Origin of the sequence: Paenibacillus aquistagni (assembly GCF_900177815.1) — a bacterium.
GTDB classification, from domain to species: Bacteria; Bacillota; Bacilli; order Paenibacillales; family Paenibacillaceae; genus Paenibacillus_B; species Paenibacillus_B aquistagni.
Genome location: NZ_FXAZ01000002.1, coordinates 24,807 through 43,945, shown reverse-complemented (window position 1 = coordinate 43,945; position 19,139 = coordinate 24,807). Strand labels below are relative to the sequence as shown.

Sequence of the window (19,139 nt, the reverse complement as noted above, 5' to 3'; positions counted from 1 at the left end):
AAACCGGCGCCAGAATCCCTACTGTCGAGCTCACCTTGGAGCTGTTCTTCTGAACCGCAGAAGCTTATGCTTCACGCTTATTAGGAAGAATCGTTAGACGCGCGTTAAGCGTCAGAGTAAGTGACGAATCATCACTTACTTATAGAGGCTCTCTATCGTGAGATAGATGGCGAATCTGGGTGGTACCACGGAAGATAATCCTTTCGTCCCTGTGCACAGTCTTCGGACTATGAACAGAGGCGGAAGGTTTTTTTATTTTTACCAACCTAACAAAATGAAGTAAGGAGGATGTCGAATGAGCGCACATCACACGACCATGCGATCCAAAGAAGAATTAAGAGAGAAATGGATGAAGCCTGAAGTCATTACAGGCTCAGAAATTCTGCTGCGCAGCCTACTGTTGGAAGGTGTAGAGTGCGTCTTCGGTTATCCGGGCGGCGCTGTGCTGTATATCTACGATGCGATGCATGGATTTGACGATTTCAACCATTTGCTCACACGTCACGAGCAAGGTGCCATTCATGCCGCAGATGGATATGCAAGAGCAAGCGGCAAGGTAGGCGTTTGTATCGCAACATCTGGACCAGGAGCAACGAACTTGGTGACAGGTATTGCTACAGCTTACATGGATTCGATTCCACTCGTTGTCATTACAGGGAATGTAGCAACAAGTCTCATTGGCACGGATGCGTTCCAAGAAGCTGATATTACGGGCATTACGATGCCGGTTACAAAGCACAGCTATCTCGTAAGGGACGTTGAGGATCTGCCGAGAGTCATTCATGAGGCATTCCATATTGCTTCGACTGGACGCAAAGGCCCTGTGCTCATTGATATACCGAAGGATGTATCCGCAGAGAAGACACTGTTCAAGCCTGTTGATACGGTAAATATTCGAGGCTACAATCCTACGGTGCAGCCGAACAAGTACCAGGTCGATAAGCTGGCTAAAGCGATTCAAGAATCAGAGCGTCCTGTAATTCTGGCAGGAGCGGGTGTCGTACACTCCGGAGCGCATGAAGAACTGCTTGAGTTCGTTAATAAGACTGGTATCCCGGTAACGACGACGCTGCTCGGACTTGGCGGATTCCCAAGCGGTCACGAATTGTGGATGGGAATGCCAGGAATGCATGGTACGTATACGGCAAACAACGCGATTCAGCAAAGCGATCTATTGATCAATATCGGCGCAAGATTCGATGATCGAGTAACGATGAAGCTGGAAGGCTTTGCCCCACATGCCAAAATCGTTCATATCGATATCGATCCAGCAGAGATCGGCAAGAACGTTCCGACGGACATTCCGATCGTAGGCGACATTTTGACGACATTGTTGGAAACCAACGCTGTAGTGAATTACACGACTAAAGCGGATGCGTGGCGCGATCAAATAAAGCAGATGAAAGCCGAGAAGCCGCTGCGCTATGTTGACAGCAGCGATGAGCTGAAGCCGCAATGGGTCATTGAGATGATTCACGAGACGACAAATGGCGATGCGATCGTAACGACAGATGTCGGCCAGCATCAGATGTGGTCAGCGCAGTATTACCGCTTCAACCAGCCTCGCTCGTTCATTACGTCAGGCGGGCTTGGCACGATGGGCTTCGGCTTCCCATCTGCGATCGGAGCACAGCTTGCTCATCCGGATCGCGTTGTCGTCTCCATCAATGGCGATGGCGGCATGCAGATGTGTGCGCAGGAGCTTGCAATCTGTGCGATTAACAACATCCCGGTCAAGGTAGCGATCATTAACAACCAAGTGCTCGGCATGGTTCGCCAGTGGCAGGAGATCATCTACGACAATCGCTACAGCCATATTGACTTGGCTGGAAGCCCTGACTTTGTGAAGCTTGCTGAAGCTTATGGCGTTCGCGGCTTCCGCGCAACAAGCAAGGAAGAAGCTCTTGCGGCATGGGAAGAGGCATTGAACACACCGGGACCAGCCGTTGTTGAATTCGTCGTTCGCAAGCACGAAAATGTATTTCCGATGGTTACGCAAGGCTCGACGATCGATCAAATGATAATGGGGGATAGCGAATGAACAGAACAACACACACCATAGCGGTTATTGTCAATGACCAGCCAGGCGTACTTCAGCGTGTGAGCGGACTGTTCGGACGCCGTGGCTTCAATATCGAAAGCATTACGGTTGGCGCGTCAGAAGAGGAAGGATTGTCTCGCATGGTCATCGTCACAACGGGTGACGATCACATGCTAGAACAGATTGAGAAGCAGCTGTACAAGATTATCGACGTTATCAAGGTGATTAACTTGAGCTCCCAAGCGATGGTGGATCGTGAGCTTGCCCTTATCAAGGTGAAGGCCGAGCCAAAGGAAAGACCTGAGGTGCTGGGTGTTGTGGAAACCTTCCGCGCATCGATAGTCGACATCGGACCAGCGACGCTAGTTGTGCAGGTCGTAGGGGATTCGAAGAAGATTGAAGCAATGGTTGAGCTGTTGAAGCCTTACGGCATTCGGGAGATCAGCCGCACGGGAGTAACCGCGATGATTCGCGGCTCCATCACGGATTCAAAGTAATCCACGAAGCAGAAGGAATTAACGTAGAAGAAGCTTCATCCAGAAGCTATGCGATTCATGATGATAAGCAAATGGCAAGAGATCCTCGGATGGAGAGGGTTGCCGAGGGGACAAATCGAACACGCCATTGTCCCTTCCGTAACCCGCATTCATCCGGGGACAGTCATCACACATACAATAACATGGGAACGTAAATGAGGAGGAACATCGATTATGGCAGTTACAATGTACTACGAAAAAGACGCAGATTTTGGAGTGTTGCAGGGAAAAACAATCGCGGTTATCGGATACGGAAGCCAAGGACACGCTCAAGCACAGAACTTGCGTGACAGCGGATTGCAAGTCATTATCGGTCTTCGTGAAGGAAAGTCCGCAGAGAAGGCTCGCCAAGACGGCTTTGAAGTCGTCTCTGTAGCAGAAGCAACAAGCCGCGCGGATGTTGTACAAATTCTGATGCCAGATGAAACGCAAGCAAAAGTATACAAAGAAGAAATTGCACCGAACTTGAAAAAAGGCGCTGCACTGATGTTCTCTCACGGCTTCAACGTTCACTTCGGTCAAATCGTAGCTCCAAAAGACAATGACGTATTGCTTGTTGCGCCTAAGTCCCCAGGACATTTGGTACGCCGCACATACGTTGAAGGCTTCGGCGTTCCTGGATTGATCGCAATTGAGCAAGATGCGACAGGCCAAGCCCAAGCAATCGGTCTTGCTTATGCAAAAGGCATTGGCTGTACACGTGCAGGTGTTATCGAGACTTCCTTCAAGGAAGAAACGGAAACGGATTTGTTCGGTGAGCAAGCTGTTCTTTGCGGTGGGGTATCCGCACTTGTAAAAGCCGGCTTTGAAACATTGACAGAAGCAGGCTACGCGCCTGAAATGGCATACTTCGAGTGCTTGCATGAGCTTAAGCTCATCGTTGACTTGATGTATGAAGGCGGTCTTGCGACAATGCGCGACTCCATCAGCAACACGGCGGAGTACGGCGACTATGTTACAGGCCCTCGCGTTGTAACAGAGGACACGAAGAAAGCAATGAAGGAAGTATTGTCCGACATCCAGCAAGGCAAGTTCGCACGCGACTTTATCTTGGAAAACCAAGCGAATGGCGCATTCTTGACAGCTACTCGCCGCAATGAAGCAAACCACCCAATTGAAGTGGTTGGCGCGCAATTGCGTGAGATGATGCACTGGATCAAGAAATAATAACGCTTCACTGAAGCAAGGCGATAACGCGAAGCGTCCGCCCGTCTGTACGGCGGGTGGGCGCTTTTTCTATAGGACAACGAGGAGGGCGAACAATGCGCAAAATCTATTTATTTGATACGACCTTGCGTGACGGGGAGCAGTCTCCTGGCGTGAATCTGAATACGAAGGAAAAGCTCGAAATCGCTTATCAGCTGGAGCGCCTTGGCATGGATCGGATCGAAGCAGGCTTTCCCGCTGCTTCGCCTGGAGATCTAAAGGCTGTAAATGCTGTGGCGAGAGCGCTGAAGCATTCCAGCGTCATTGGCCTGTCTCGTGCAAGAACACAGGATATCGATGCTGCTTATGAAGCGCTGAAGGATGCAGAAGATCCTTGTATACACATCTTCTTGGCATCTTCGCCGATACATCGCAAATACAAGCTGAACATGTCAAAAGAGCAGGTGCTGGAAACCGCAGAAGCTGCCATTAAGTATGCTGCGAAGTACTTCAGCAAGATCGAGTTCTCTCCGGAGGATGCTGGGCGCACGGAGCTCGATTATTTGTGCCAAGTCACAGAGACTGCCATCAAGGCCGGCGCAACGGTAGTGAATATTCCAGATACGGTAGGCTACTTGACTCCTTATGAATACGGGAACATCTTCAAGACCTTGAAGGATACGGTTCCAGGCATTGAGAACATTCAGCTCAGCGCGCATTGCCATGATGATCTTGGCATGGCAACAGCCAATGCTCTTGCTGCCATCCTGAACGGTGCCGATCAGATCGAAGGTACGATCAACGGAATTGGTGAGCGCGCAGGCAACACCTCGCTCGAAGAGGTCGCCATGGCGCTTGAGACGCGCCAAGACTTCTTCCAAGCGAAGACGACGCTGGTGCTGTCGGAGATTGCGCGTACCAGCCGCTTGGTAAGCAAGCTGACAGGGATGGCTGTGCCTGGCAACAAAGCGATCGTGGGTGCGAATGCCTTCGCCCATCAGTCAGGCATTCATCAAGATGGCATGCTGAAGGAGAAGACTACGTACGAGATTATGTCGCCTGAGGTGATTGGTCTAAAAGAGAGCACGCTTGTGCTCGGCAAGCTGTCGGGCCGCCATGCCTTCCGCGAGAAGCTGCTCGACCTTGGCTATGAGCTTGGCGAGGAGCAGTTGAACTTGGCATTCGCGAAGTTCAAGGAACTAGCGGATAAGAAGAAGGAAGTGACAGACGAGGATATTATGGCGTTCCTGGAGGAGCGCATCGTCGACACGCCCGAGGTCTTTGCGCTTGAGACGATCTTCGTGGCTTACGGCAATCAAGCCATACCATCTGCGAAGGTCAGCCTTATTACCCAGGAGGGCAAGGTGCTGGAGGAAGAAGCGGAAGGGAACGGCTCTGTGGATGCGATCTATAATGCCATTGATAAAGCAACCGGCGAAGCCGTGGAATTAAGCGACTACTCCATCAAGTCTGTCTCTCACGGCAAGGATGCTCAAGGCGAGGTTCATGTTGTGATGAAGCAAGGCGACTTCGAGGCATCCGGCCGCGGTGTCAGCACTGATATTCTAGAAGCGAGTGCGCGTGCTTATGTGGATGCTGTCAATCGCTTGCTTGATAAGCGCAGTCAAGGCAGCTCCACTCGCCGAGACCGTATCGGTTTGGTATAAAGCTTGCAAGCTGAACCGAGACGATCTAATCAGGAAGCTTAACATGTTTGATTTGAGCCTGTTCTAAGTTGGATTACGATCCGCTTTGAGCAGGCTTTACTTTTTTTGTATCTGTCATTGGCTTTTTGTGATGGCAAACGCTGTGCACTGGGCTTGCTACACCATTTCAGTGAACAGTGATAGTGAAATGGAGTAAGCATGGTCACGGTATAAGTGCTTTTCGCAAGAGGTGAAGTCAACAAGCAAGCTGTACAACATCTGCAGCATCTTTTACTATGGAACATAGAGCTTATCCGAACGGCCATTGGTTGCATAAAGAGTTTGAGGCCTATGCTTAATGGGGAATAACAGGGGTAATGCTCATTTGCCAGAACCAGATGAAGGTGAAGGGAAAAGCCGGATTGAAGTTCTTGACATGCTAGGGAATGGGATTAGTATCACCTATACTAGCTGGACATAACGACGACACAGAATTGCCAAAGGAGAGGAATAACATGACAGAGCAAATTCGATTAACAAGCTTGTCGCATAAAGGAGGCTGCGGTTGTAAGATTGGTCCTCAGGATCTCATGCAGGTGCTGCGAGAGCTTCCTCAAGGTGCGAAGCATCCTGATCTGCTCGTAGGGCTTGAGACAAGCGATGATGCGGGCGTTTATCGGATGACCGATGACATTGCGCTCGTGCAAACAGTAGATTTTTTTACGCCGATTGTGGATGATCCCTATGCTTTTGGCCAAGTTGCTGCTGCCAATGCGCTTAGCGATGTCTATGCAATGGGCGGCAAGCCGCTTACGGTGCTGAACATCGTGGCCTTCCCTATTTCGACGCTGGAGAAGAAGGTGCTGGCTGACATTCTGCGCGGGGCAGCAGACAAGGTAGAGGAGGCGGGAGCTACGCTCGTCGGCGGTCACTCTATTGATGATCCGGAGCCTAAGTTCGGTCTAGCGGTTACGGGGATTGTGCACCCAGAGCGAGTTCGCAGGAACGCTGGAGCGAAGCCTGGAGATAAATTGATCCTAACGAAGCCGATCGGCGTAGGCATTACAACGACGGCATTGAAGCGGGGGCTGCTTAGCGAGGCGGAGATTGAGCGCGTGACAGCGGTTATGACGACCTTGAACAAGCAGGCTGCAGAGATCATGAGCAAGTATGATGTGCATGGCTGTACGGATGTGACAGGCTTTGGCTTGCTTGGACACGCTTCAGAAATGGCTAAAGGCAGTGAGGTCGGGTTAACGATATATGCGGAGCAGGTGCCATTCTTGGGACGGGTTAGAGACTTGGCCGAACAAGGGGCTGTTCCTGGCGGTACCAAAAACAACTTTGCTCACTTGGAAGGCTCCGTTTCCTTTGATGCGCGGCTGGATCAGGTATCTCAGTGGATGCTTTGCGATGCGGTTACCTCAGGGGGACTGTTGATTGCGGTTGATTCTAATGCCGCAGAAGCGTTGCTGCAGGATCTGAAGGAGCACGGTGTTGAAGCGTCTATGATTGGCGAGGCGAATACCGAACAAGCAGGCGCAGGCCATATTCAAGTCGTTGGCGGCCGAGTAGGCTGAACGATTGGCAGCATGCTGCCTTTTGAGCAAGGCAAGTAGGAAATTAGGATACACATGATGATTACGGATAAAGAAAAGCAGGCAGGCTGAGGTGACAGCATGAGAGATATAAGCTTAGAAGACGTTCTCACGCTTCGTGAGCAAGGGGCAACGCTTGTTGATGTGAGGTCGCCAGGGGAGTATGAGGAGTTTACCATTCCTGGTAGCATAAACATTCCGTTGTTCACAAATGAGGAGCGCAGTGAGATCGGAACGATATATAAGCAAGTAAGCGTGGATCACGCCAAAGAAAGAGGGCTGACGATTGCTTCACAGAAGCTTCCCGATCTATACCGCGAATTCAAGGCGCTGAAAGGCCCGATTATTCTATATTGCTGGCGTGGTGGGATGCGAAGCCGCACTATGGCCACGGTCATGAGCTTAATGGGGATGACCATCTATCGGCTGCAAGGCGGAATCCGAAGCTATCGCCGATTTATTCAGGAGCGGGTCGAACAGGAATGGAGCACGCCTGTCGTTGTGCTCTCAGGTTATACGGGCACAGGGAAGACGGCAATCCTCCAGCATCTTGAAGAACAAGGGTATCCCGTAATGGATTTAGAGCGCTTGGCGGGGCATAGGGGCTCTATTTTTGGACATATTGGACTTCTCCCCACCTCTCAAAAGATGTTCGATGCACAATATGTGGAGCAAAAGCATCGTATTGAGCAGCAGCAAAAGCCATTTGTTCTGATGGAGGCGGAGAGCCGCAGAATTGGGAAGGTTGTGCTCCCTGAGGCACTTATGAACGCTAAAGCAAAGGGTGATCTCGTCCATATTCATCTCCCGATCAGCGAACGAGTCAAGGTCATCATGGAGGATTACTCGCCTGATGAGCATGAGGAAGCGATTGTCCAAGCCTTTGAACGGATTCGCAGACGTCTGCACACGCCTATTGCTCACGAGCTTGCACAGCTTCTAGAGCACAAGCACTATGAGAAGGCTGTACAGCTGATGATGGAATATTATTATGATCCTCGGTATGAGCATGCAGCATTGTCCTATGAGGGAGCATGTACTTTGATTGAAGCGGATACGCTTGAGGAGGCCAAGACGCAAGTGGCATGTCTGCTGCAGCAAAGATCAGTTACAGCAGCGAGCAATCCATCAAGACAATAGCAAGCAATCAACACAATAGCAAGCAATCAAGAACGATGAGGTACTTTGAGCGAGCGATTCCTCTATTACCATCGGCTGAAAGAGCCGTACAGGGAATAAGAGCAAGTAGCATGAATGATCGACCAATAAGAAGTCTGCCTGATGTATAGCATAGGCAGGCTTCTTTGTTCGTTCAACGGGTGAACAGTAGACGAGATGAGAGCTTTGTACTACACGATAGGAGTGATTATAGGTAATACCTATGAAGATGATAGATTTTATATCTTGGTCAAAGGCAACGCTCATATGGTACAACTGTATTATCTATTACGTTTGATCGAAATGTGAGAATTACTTGTGATGAGAACTGAGAAGGATACGAAGGCTTGAGGCCCGTTTGGAGGAGTGAATAGAGATGGCAGATGTGAAGAAGATTGCTGTAATTGCAGGGGACGGAATCGGACCAGAAGTGGTTGCTGAAGCAATTAAGGTAATGAAGAGTACAGAGGAGCTGTTCGGACTTCAGTTTGAATTCGAGCATGGCTTGTTCGGCGGCATTGCTATTGATGAAAAAGGGACGCCGCTTCCAGAGGATACGCTTGACATGTGCCAGCGAGCAGATGCTGTACTGCTTGGCGCGGTTGGCGGTCCGAAATGGGACAACAATACGAAGGAGCTTCGTCCTGAGACTGGACTTCTAGGCATCCGCAAAGCTTTAGGGCTATTCTCCAACATTCGTCCTGCGGTCGTATTCGACTGCTTGAAGGAAGCTTCTACATTGAAGCCGGAAGTACTCGAAGGCACCGATCTGATCGTTGTGCGTGAGCTGACTGGCGGCATTTACTTCGGCGAGAAGTTCCGCAGAGAAGGCGAGCAAGGCGAGGAAGCCGTTGATACATGCGTATACAATGTACACGAAGTAGAACGAATCGTTCGCCAAGCCTTTGATGTGGCGATGAAGCGCTCCAAGCGTCTTGCTTCTGTAGACAAAGCCAATGTATTGGAGACCTCCCGCTTATGGCGTGAAACGGTCAATCGCATTGCACCGGAATATCCTGAGGTTGAACTTGAGCATGTATTGGTTGACAACTGCGCTATGCAGCTTCTGCGCCGTCCGGCAAGCTTCGATGTCATTGTGACGGAAAATATGTTTGGCGATATTCTTAGCGACGAAGCGGCAATGCTGACTGGCTCGATCGGTATGCTGGCATCTGCTTCCCTTGGCGAAGGCAGCTATGGCTTGTATGAGCCGGTTCACGGCTCCGCGCCGGATATTGCGGGTCAAGGCATTGCAAATCCAATTGCTACAATTCTCTCTGTTGCCCTTATGTACCGCTTGACTTTCGGTTATGAGGAAGCAGCGAACGCCATTGAAGCAGCAGTGAAGCAGGTGCTGGATGAAGGCCATCGTACAAGCGATATTGCAGCAGATCGTGCTCAGGCCATCAGTACGACCAAGATGGGTGACTTGATCGTTGACGCTCTGACGAAGCTGCAGGTGAAGGCTTAAGCAGCGGGAAGACCCACACGGTTTCAGTTCAATGGAAATGGCCGGATAGAAGAACTTTTTATTCGTTGAGATACGCTTAACTGTATAAATAAGTAGAACATTATATAAGGAAGTAGAAGATTATATAAATAAGTAGAAAAAAGCTGTGCGGCTTATGGAAGGAACGAGCTTGTTCCCCTAGGTTCGCACAGTTTTTTATGTATTTGGTGCTTGTGAAGTTGTGAACTCACTTGATCTTTAGGTATGATAAGGAGGAAGGAAGGAGAGTACAAGCATGATGTTGAAGATAGCCGGTGTGCTGCTTTGCTTCGTATTCATCGGCATTGTGGCAGCTACGAGTATAAAGAGGAAGAGATCAGCAGGCAGCAAGGTTGTATCGCTGTCACAGGTCAAGAAGATGAGATCTACTGCGGCTCATGAAGGGAAATCCAAGGGTCAGAAGTGCTCAAGCTGCAAAGAACCTGGTAAGAAGCTCACCTTCTATGCAACAAATGACGGCAGAGTTATAGGAGTGTGCAGCACTTGCAAGCCGGCAGTTGAGCGTCAGGGCCTGCTGCCCCTTTAAGCGAAGCAAGCAGAAAGTGGTTCATGAAGAAGCAGTTGAAGTTGATGCGAAGCCTTGTTCATGTTATCGATTTTAGGAAATGTGGAAGAATAATTCATAGAACATAACGGATCAGCAACGCAATGATGATGGCAAAGTGATAATCCGGCCTTTCGTTTCACGATTCACCTTGTTCTCTTGTTACCTTTGCAATTGTGTACATAATGAAGGAGGCCAATATAATGGCAGAACGATTAGTTGGAAGACCGGCTCCAGACTTTAATATGGAGACCGCATCTGGAGATGGACAAAGCTTTGGCGCTGCTCAGCTGTCCGATTATCGTGGTAAATGGCTCGTGCTGTTCTTTTACCCGCTAGACTTTACTTTTGTATGCCCAACAGAGATCACAGCCTTGAGTATGGCTTATGATGAATTCAAGAAGCTTGATACAGAAGTATTAGGGGTGTCCGTGGATTCTATTCACAGTCACAAGGCATGGATCAATACGCCGATTGAGAATAATGGACTAGGCAAGCTGAGCTTCCCTCTGGCTTCAGATATCACGAAGAATGTGGCACGCGATTACGGTGTATTAATTGAAGAAGAGGGAGTAGCCCTTCGCGGATTGTTCATTATTGACCCAGAGGGGGAGCTGAAGTATCAGGTTGTCAATCATAATAATGTTGGCCGATCTGTAGAAGAGACGCTGCGCGTGCTGCAGGCGCTGCAGTCAGGCGGACTATGCCCAATCAACTGGAAGCCTGGCGATAAGAACTTGAATGCATAAACCCAATATCCATAGCCTGGATGAAACAGACAGATTGTGTCTTTAATCAGGTAATTCGTGAACAGACAAAACACCTTCAAGCGATTGTTCTCCCCTATCGATGGATAGGAAGATAAGCTTGAAGGTGTTTTATTGTAAGGCTGCAAGCTGCCTGATCTTGATTGGCGTGTCGAGCTGATCTAGGGGCAAGATGCGTTGGCAGCCTTCTCCAGCTCCCGATACTTCGCGATATACTTAAGCACGGTATCCACATAGGTAGCATGGGACCATGTGAGAGGAGCGACCGATACGGGTGCTCCTGTATAGGGATCAAGCTGCTCAGAGAGTACTCCGCCAGGCAGGCTGTGGCGCTCGACCCAGCGCAGTGTCTCCAGTGGAGAAGCGAGCTCGGTCAGCGTGCTGGCTACTTCGATCTCATGAGAGGCGAACCATAAGGTGCAGATGATCCATGGATTCCCAGGCGCTGTATCAATCTCTTGACAGCGCTGGAAGTAATAATCCTGCGTGTAGCGTGCAATGCCGCCGACGCTCATCTTATTCTTCAGCCTTGCACGCAGGCGCTGCATCGTGGAGCTGACACGAGCATCGGAAGCGGGAAGGACACCGAAGGCATAGATGCCGAAGATGCTGCTTTCCTCCGTCATATCCTGCAGCCATTGTCCATCCTTGCGATACAATCCTCTAGCAAAAGATTGCTGCTCCGCATTCCACAGATGGGTGAGAATGCCATGCTTGATGCGCTCCGCGCCGTGAAGATATCGTTCAGCACGAACGTCGTCGCCAAAGAGAGCAGCGAAGCGCGAAGCGGCCAGCAAGCCGCCATAGACCGCAGAGGCGGTAAAGGTGAAGATGCCGTAGCGCTCCTCCCACAGATCATAGCTAGGCAGCGGAAGATGGAGCCGATCCTCCTGATAGTGGAGGAGAAAGCGGGCTGCCTTGCGAATGAACGAGGGATATAAGGACTGCGCCAGCTCGATATCGCCGTGGCAGCTGTAGTCGTGCCAGAGCGCATGCAGCACGAGTGCGGTCTCATCCTCTTGAATCGGAAGCTGGGGCTTGCCGTCATGAAGATAAGGATGCCAGCTTGAGCCGACCGTTCCGTCCGGATTATATTTGTGCTTCAAATATCCTTCATCCGTCAGCGCTCTTTCGCAGAAGCGAAAGAAGGGGGCGATCATGCCATGATAGCCGGCAGAGGACATCGCCATCGCGACTAAAGCGCCGTCCCGCGGCCACATGTAGCTGTAATGATCCCGATTGAACTGCATAATATCGGTGTCATTGGCTGCAATGATAGCCCCGTTCGCATCCGTTTGGGTACGCACCATCAGCAGACTGTGCTTGTAAAGTCGAATGAGTGCAGGATCAAGATCAGCAAAGTCAGGGTTCTTCTTGTTGACCCATCTTCTCCAGTACGTTTCCACCCGATCGATTAAGCGTCCCGGATGACTATCGCGTACGTATTGATCCAGTCGTTTGACTTCATATAAGTGGTGCCCTGCCGCAAACCAGTAATAATGCGTCGAGCTCGCTTGTGCTGGGCACCATGCGCGAATGCTGATCGTGCTGTCCACAGAGCCTTGGGCGATAGGGTTCATCATGAGGCTCCCATCCTCGGCGTCTCTAAAGGTGCCCTCAGCATGGTGAAAACGCTTGATGCCCGTTGTAAACTCAAAAATGCCTTCCAAAGCAGGCAGTTCATCCCCTAATGGATCGAGCATATGAGAAGCGAGGGGCTGATCCGTGCATGCATTGAACATAAAGTAGCAATCCTTCTTATAGTGGTACACGGTGTGGTTCTCAGGGTAGTAGACAGCGGTATCGCCTACCTCGGTCTCATTGATAGCCAGATCTTGGTGGAAAAATAGACGAATTTCCCTTTCGTGATCAGCATGGTTCGTCACGGAGACTCGCTTCATATAGATTGGCTCTCGCTGATGGACGGCGTCATTCATCGTCAGTGTAATCTGAAGCTCTGGATGGTAAGCAATAACCTCCGTCACGAGCGACTCCTGAACATAACCAAGCGTTCGCTCCCATTTGGAATCGTCAAGCCAGCGAAAGGAGCCCTCCACCCATACGCCTAATCGGCAAGAATAACCGCCGACGTGATTCAGTTGTCCGACGTAGGGAAAATACAGATCACGAATGTAGGCGTGCTGATCCAAGTTCACTAGACATTTTCCGTTGCCTACGACAAGGTAACGCGGCACCTTATCACTTCCTTAGCTGTTGGTGGGATTGATTGATCAGTGAAGCATAGCTGTGGGCCAGAAGCTTAGCTTGCGCAGTGCTGTCGGATTGAGCAAACACCTGGAACAGCGGCTCATCTTGATCTGGCAGAATCAGTACAGAGCCTTCGGCAGTTTGAATGCGAATGCCATCCATCAGTTCCGCTTCTTGACCCGAAGAACGGACCCAAGTCATCAGTTCTCTCATCAATGCCCCTTTTTCATTCCAACTGCAAATGACTTCTTCCTTAGCGGTGTAGCCATAGGGATGCATCTCGGCAATGGTATCCAGCCCTATTCTCGCATTGGCCATATAGTAGAGAATCAGGCTTAATGCATATAATCGGTATGCAAAAGGGGAGAATGGCAGTCCGGTGGTGTCCTCCATTATGCTGCGCAAGGACTCCTTCGTCCGCCTTACCTGCACGGTATTGGCTTGTAATGAAGAAGGGATGCTTCCAAGCATGCTGGATGGCACGCCAAGCACCGCGTTAGGCGCAGAGGAAGCAATGGCTGTCATGATTAGGGCAATCATTTGATCATCATTCAGTATATGGCCAGATGGGGTAATGAGCGACAACTGGCTATCCTCTTCAAGAAAGATTCCTAGGTCCGCATGGGTGTGGTGCACAATTTCCAAAATGTTAAGCTCGGGCTCATGGGTATGCTGAGTCAGGAGTCCTGTACCGCCCACAAGCTCTGTCCACCGCTTAATCAATGGATGCTCTTGCCGCGAGCTAAGATGCAGCACATAACGGAGATTGGCTTCACGGATCTTGGCAAAGTCCACATGCGCCTCAAGCGCCTTCAGATAATCTTCATCGGCATGCTGATAGGCTCGGTAAGCGCCGATTCGATTCCAAGGCATCCGCGGATAGTCCTCTTGGTAATAGGCGTTCTCTAGCTTTCGTTCCATGGACTTCGCTATCGGCTTGCCCTGCTCATCCATCCATTGAATAAGCACCTCAGGCGAAGTGGCGGATTCGGTCAGCGAGATGTGGATCGCGCCTTGGCCTTGATGATGCTGCACGGCATAACGAGTGACCTCCTCTGAGGCGCAGCCCAGATCGAGCACATGAATGCCCACCGTACGAAGACCGCTGCCAGCCGCATGCTTCAATAGCTCGCAATAAGGATGGGGCGAAGCGGCAATCAGTACAGGCGCTGCTGCTCTGAGCGTTGAACCATATGCCTCTGCCAAACGGCTGACACGTTCAGGATGAAGCTCCATATTGGGGATGCCAATTACGCCTTTGCTTTGAAAGAAGGACTTATTCGTCGGCTCTGTCCAGATCATTGAAGTATGAACAATGCCTTTGGCGGGTACAGTCTTGTTCGGCCACAGCCTTACGCTGGATTTGATCGAAGCATTGGAGCCAATCGTGCAAGAGCTGCCAATGACTGCTCCCTCTTGGAGCTGGGCACAGCTTCCGACCACAGTACGGTCCATCAGCAGCGTCTCTTGCAGCTCGGCTCCTTCTCCGATATAGTTGCCGTTCCAAGCGATCGTGCGCTCAAGGCCAGCAGAAGCAAGCACGGAGTTGCCTTTTCCTAAGACGGTATAAGGGCCAATCTTGCTCATCGGATGCAGGCTTGAGCCAGCGCCAATGTATGCTGGACCTTGTACATGAAGGGTGGAAGGCAGCAAGACATCAGGTTCAATGAAGACTTTGGGCATAATCTCATTGGCTTGGATAGGCACATGCACATGACCATCAAGCATATCGAATTGTGACTTGCGATACTGCTGAAGATTGCCAATATCCGACCAATAGCCTTCTGCTACATATCCGTAAAGCGCCTTGTTGTTTGATAGCAGCTCGGGGAACAGATTCAGGCTGAAATCATAAGAGCAATTTGCTGGAATCCAATCTAGAATCTCGGGTTCCAGCACATAGATGCCCGTATTGACGGTATCGCTGAATACTTCACTCCAGCTCGGCTTCTCTAGAAAACGAGTGACTCTGCCGCTCTCATCTGTCATGACGACGCCATATTCAAGTGGAGAATCAACCTGCGTCAGAACCATGGTCGCAAGCGCATCCTTGTCCTTGTGATAATCAATTGCCTGTCTTAGATTAAAGTCGGTTAGTGCATCGCCGCTAATCACAATGAACGTCTCATCAAGGAATTCAGCGGCGTTCTTGATGCTGCCGGCGGTTCCTAGGGGAGTATCTTCCTCCGCATAATACAGCTCTACGCCGTAAGCAGATCCATCGCCGAAGTGGTTGCGAATCACTTCAGGCAAGTATTGAACGGTGACCGCGATCTGATGAATGTCGTGCCGCTTCAACAGCTCAATGATGTATTCCATGCAAGGTCGATTCAAGAGGGGTACCATTGGCTTTGGCGTATTCAGCGTAAGGGGGCGAAGGCGAGTACCTTTCCCACCAGCCATAATGACGGCTTTCATTGAGCGATCACCCTTTCATAAACATATCTAGTCGTTAATGCGATCGTGTTCCAGTCGTACTTTGTTCTCACTTTGTGCAGCGCTTGACTGGCAAATTGCTGACCAAGCTCACGGTTGCTGAGCAGCTCTGCCATATGCCAAGACAATGATTCCGTGTGTCCAGGAAGCGCCTTGAATCCGTCTACCCCATGGTCGATAATCTCAGCAAGCCCCCCCGTATCGGATACAACGACTGGAATGCCCGCCCCCATGGCTTCTAAGGCCACGATGCCAAATGGCTCGTATAAGCTTGGAAAGACACAAACATCGGCAATGAAAAATAGATTCTCTCTGACCTCATCGTCAACGAATCCGGTTAGGTGGACAGCTCCATCTAGTTGGAGAGATGCGATGATCGACTTCAGTTCATTCATCATGGGCCCTGTTCCGGCGATAATAAGCTTCACCTTCGGTATCGTTTGTTGAACGAGAGGGAGTGCGTGAAGCAGAACATGGATGCCTTTCTCATATACCAAGCGCCCGATAAAAAAGAGAATGGGCTCATCAGGAGCAGCGTATTGTGCGCGAAAGTGCTGAAGCTCCTGTGTAGGCATACGGCTTATGTTATAGATAGAGCTTTCCTGCAAGCGGCATTCCACCCCGTTTGGAATCAAATGGATATGCTGCTCGGGCACGTGGAAAAGCTTCTCGATCTCTTCGACCATGGCTTGGCTGCAAACGATGACTTCTTCAGATTCATTGGCTAAAGACCATTCCAGCTCATGAATGCGCTGCTGAAGCTCGTTCGTAATCGTGCCGTGATTGCGGCCGTGCTCGGTTGCGTGGATGGTAGAGATCAGAGGAAGCTGATACAGCTCCTTGATGCTCTTGGCTGCGCCATACACAAGCCAGTCATGGGCATGGACGAAATCAAACACATATCCCGCTTGAATCAACTCATCACAAGCTTCCGCAAGAGCGATATTCATCTGAAGCACCCAATCCATGAATTGAATGGAGCTGACGCTAGTCGGAAGCGGAACACGATAGACATGGACCCCTTCCATGCATTCATAAGCAGCACAATCAGGAACAGAGCGGGTAAGCACATGAACCTCGCACTGCTGATGAACCAGATGCCGTGACAGATCATACACAGCACGAGATAGTCCCCCAACAACAAGCGGCGGATATTCCCAAGCAAGCATCAGCACTCGCTTGAATGGCGGATAGGCTTCGTGCTGCGGGCACGGTGGCTTTCGCTGCCGCTGCTGAAGCGAGATCCCCTGCTGCTCGATGTCCCGCAAGACATATCGTTCTCCATCGCGATCATCTTGCGGATGGCCTAACCCAGCATGATATAGATTTTGAAGCGATTGTTGAAGGGCAGGGAAGCATGGGACTTCTGCTTCCATGGCGTGAAGGATGACCTCGTCATATACGCCAGAATCAAGCATATCCAGCAAGGAGTTGCAGCGTAAGAGATGCTGCTTGGTTCGTTCGGTTGCATAGGAAGGTACCGTATCGGCATCAATGATAAACGCCCAATCGCTGCTCTGTGCTAAGAAAAGCTCACGGAGAGCTTGAGCGCGAATTCGGTCCTGCAGCAAGGAGAACCCCCATTCAGACTGCTTCTCCATTCGTCTGAAGTGTTGTAGCAGGCGTTCTTCGGTCTGATGAAGATGCTTGTAGATCCAATCATTTTGTTCTTGAAGCCAGACCTCTCCATAACCTCCGCGGCCCCAGCTGCTGGTAGGAATCACGGATCGCTCAATGGGATGCTGCTCTTGAAGGTAATCGATGGGCGCGATCAAGGAAAAGGACGTCTTGTCACTCTGCTGCCGGCGATGCATCTCGCGGAACAAAGCTTCGATCCAGAGAGGGCCTTCATACCACCAATGACCGAATAGCTCAGCATCATAAGGACATACGATGATCGGCGGGGCAGGTGAATCTGAAGCTGAGCTGCTCAACTGAACAGCACGGCTATCCAAAAAATGCTTCGCATGCGAGGCTGCTTTTGCTTGAGCCCACGCCTCGACGTAAGGCTGCTTGTGCTGTCCGGCAGCACTTACTCGGTAGTACTTGATCCCTGTATTTATCCTTGTGCCGTCAGAGAGCAAAAATGGCTTAATATACGACCATTCGTCCTCATCGTGCCAGCCAAGATCATATCCAATATCCCGGTAGTATTCCCGGTAGTCAGGATCTCCGGGGTATCCCTCATGGCTGCTCCATACTTGTTCTGAAGAATACGGGTCTCTGGCAAAGGCCGTTACAGGCGAAGCTTGGGCTTGGACAGGCGTGTATGCCGCTGCAGCCTTGGAACTTGACAACCGAAGTGCATGGTGGTCGATAACTATGTATTGAATGCCGCATGCAGTGAGCATGGAGGCGAGCTCCTCTGAGTACGCGCATTCGGGAAGCCACATTCCGCGAGGCCTTATGCCAAAGTGCCGTTCATACTCTTGGCAGCCGACCTCAATCTGGGCGTGGGCGAGTGTTGGATGTTTGATAAAAGGCAAAAAGGCATGAGTAGCCGAGCAGGTCATAATCTCGATGAAGCCATCCTCCTGCAGCCGCCTGAACGCTGGAATAAGATTGCACTCAAGCCCCTGGTATCTCTCCAGCCATAAGGACCACCGTCGATGATACATCTTGGCCGTCTCGTGAAATACAGTCTCATGAGCAGTTCGCCGCAGCTCTTGCTCCGCAAGTGCTAAGCCTTTGGTCAAATGTGCAGCATAACGTTCCTGCATTAACGGATCTTCCATAAGCGCTAACAAGGTTGGACTCATGCTGATGGTCATGCGAAAGGGGATCTGCTCTTGCTTAAGCCGCCAAAAGACATCAAGCAACGGCAGATAAGTCTCTGTCATGGCCTCGAAAAACCAGCGCTCCTCCATCAAATCATCTGGCTTAAGATGACGCACATAGGGCAGATGAGCATGAAGAATGAGCGCAACATACCCTTTTTGCTGATGAGATTGAAGAACCCTGCCAAGGTCGTATTCCGTCATGACTTCGCTCCTTCTTGATTGGAATAAAGGGTATAAGTGGAAAAGAGATCGAAAGGTGAGTACGTATCGGATAAGGTGGAAGAAGCGAGCTTTAGCTGCTCATCCTGCGGTCTAGCTGCTTGCAAGGAAGCCTCAGGGACATTTGCCTCTGGAGCGAACTTGCTCAGTGGAGTGCATGCCCTGTTGGAGCGAAGCAAAGGTACAAATTGGCCTTCTCGATTCGTGATGCCATAATCTGCGGCATACATCATCTGCGGATGAGCCTCTTTGTAGTACCATGACGATGCTTCATGAACTTCTACATCCATCATCATCGCAGGACGATGGAAGGCGGTCGTTTCTTCTTCATATGCATAAAAGCGGACGAATTTGGGTAATGAAGACCAAGGCATGCGATAATGGGCAGCAATCATATTCCGCTTCCGCTCATGTACTTCCCAATAAACAAACAGCACATAAGGAGACTGGACCATCAGATGAATGAAAGAGTGCCGATAGGTTGGCGGCCAGACAGCGGTTAGCGGCGAATGAAACATAGGTTCCTCCTTTCAGATCTTGCTTCAGTGAT

General features: G+C 50.4%; 13 protein-coding genes. 9 read left to right on the top strand and 4 right to left on the bottom strand.

Annotated features, from left to right (window positions below):
* Positions 1–295: 295 nt before the first annotated feature.
* From ilvB to B9Y93_RS08835, 9 genes are all read left to right on the top strand, one after another.
* On the top strand, positions 296–2,041 hold the full coding sequence (gene ilvB, locus B9Y93_RS08875) for a biosynthetic-type acetolactate synthase large subunit (protein ID WP_085494071.1): 1,746 nt from the start codon (positions 296–298) through the stop codon (positions 2,039–2,041).
* A complete protein-coding gene (gene ilvN / locus B9Y93_RS08870; protein ID WP_085494070.1) occupies positions 2,038–2,538 on the top strand; it encodes an acetolactate synthase small subunit in 501 nt (166 codons plus the stop codon). Before ilvB ends, ilvN begins: the two co-directional genes overlap by 4 nt.
* Positions 2,539–2,751: 213 nt before the next feature.
* A complete protein-coding gene (ilvC, locus tag B9Y93_RS08865; RefSeq protein WP_085494069.1) occupies positions 2,752–3,744 on the top strand; it encodes a ketol-acid reductoisomerase in 993 nt (330 codons plus the stop codon).
* Between the two features lie 95 nt (positions 3,745–3,839).
* Positions 3,840–5,390, top strand: a complete 1,551-nt coding sequence (locus B9Y93_RS08860; RefSeq protein WP_085494068.1) for a 2-isopropylmalate synthase — start codon at positions 3,840–3,842, stop codon at positions 5,388–5,390.
* Positions 5,391–5,884: 494 nt separating this feature from the next.
* Complete coding sequence (gene selD / locus B9Y93_RS08855) at positions 5,885–6,949, top strand: selenide, water dikinase SelD (RefSeq protein ID WP_085494067.1); 1,065 nt, start codon at positions 5,885–5,887, stop codon at positions 6,947–6,949.
* A 99-nt stretch (positions 6,950–7,048) separates the two neighbouring features.
* A complete protein-coding gene (mnmH, locus tag B9Y93_RS08850) occupies positions 7,049–8,107 on the top strand; it encodes a tRNA 2-selenouridine(34) synthase MnmH (RefSeq protein WP_085494066.1) in 1,059 nt (352 codons plus the stop codon).
* A gap of 394 nt (positions 8,108–8,501) precedes the next feature.
* Positions 8,502–9,596 carry a 3-isopropylmalate dehydrogenase gene (gene leuB / locus B9Y93_RS08845; RefSeq protein WP_085494065.1) on the top strand — a complete coding sequence of 365 codons (1,095 nt, stop codon included), beginning with the start codon at positions 8,502–8,504 and terminating at the stop codon, positions 9,594–9,596.
* A gap of 274 nt (positions 9,597–9,870) precedes the next feature.
* Positions 9,871–10,161, top strand: a complete 291-nt coding sequence (locus tag B9Y93_RS08840; protein ID WP_085494064.1) for a hypothetical protein — start codon at positions 9,871–9,873, stop codon at positions 10,159–10,161.
* Between the two features lie 221 nt (positions 10,162–10,382).
* Entirely contained in the window at positions 10,383–10,928 is a 546-nt protein-coding gene (locus tag B9Y93_RS08835) for a peroxiredoxin (RefSeq protein ID WP_085494063.1), read from the top strand.
* A gap of 179 nt (positions 10,929–11,107) precedes the next feature.
* Here B9Y93_RS08835 and B9Y93_RS08830 read toward each other — a convergent pair whose 3' ends face one another.
* Genes B9Y93_RS08830 through B9Y93_RS08815 form a run of 4 tightly spaced genes read right to left on the bottom strand, consistent with a single transcriptional unit; the run spans position 11,108 to position 19,107 of the window.
* On the bottom strand, positions 11,108–13,141 hold the full coding sequence (locus B9Y93_RS08830) for a glycoside hydrolase family 15 protein (protein WP_085494062.1): 2,034 nt from the start codon (positions 13,139–13,141) through the stop codon (positions 11,108–11,110).
* A 4-nt stretch (positions 13,142–13,145) separates the two neighbouring features.
* Positions 13,146–15,572, bottom strand: coding sequence for a sugar phosphate nucleotidyltransferase (locus tag B9Y93_RS08825; protein WP_085494061.1), 2,427 nt, complete (start codon positions 15,570–15,572; stop codon positions 13,146–13,148).
* The gene (locus B9Y93_RS08820) at positions 15,569–18,571 is read right to left on the bottom strand and encodes a 1,4-alpha-glucan branching protein domain-containing protein (RefSeq protein ID WP_085494060.1); all 3,003 of its coding nucleotides are present in this window, start codon (positions 18,569–18,571) and stop codon (positions 15,569–15,571) included. The genes B9Y93_RS08825 and B9Y93_RS08820 overlap by 4 nt, the downstream gene beginning before the upstream one ends.
* A complete protein-coding gene (locus B9Y93_RS08815; RefSeq protein ID WP_085494059.1) occupies positions 18,568–19,107 on the bottom strand; it encodes a DUF4912 domain-containing protein in 540 nt (179 codons plus the stop codon). Before B9Y93_RS08815 ends, B9Y93_RS08820 begins: the two co-directional genes overlap by 4 nt.
* Positions 19,108–19,139 lie beyond the last annotated feature (32 nt).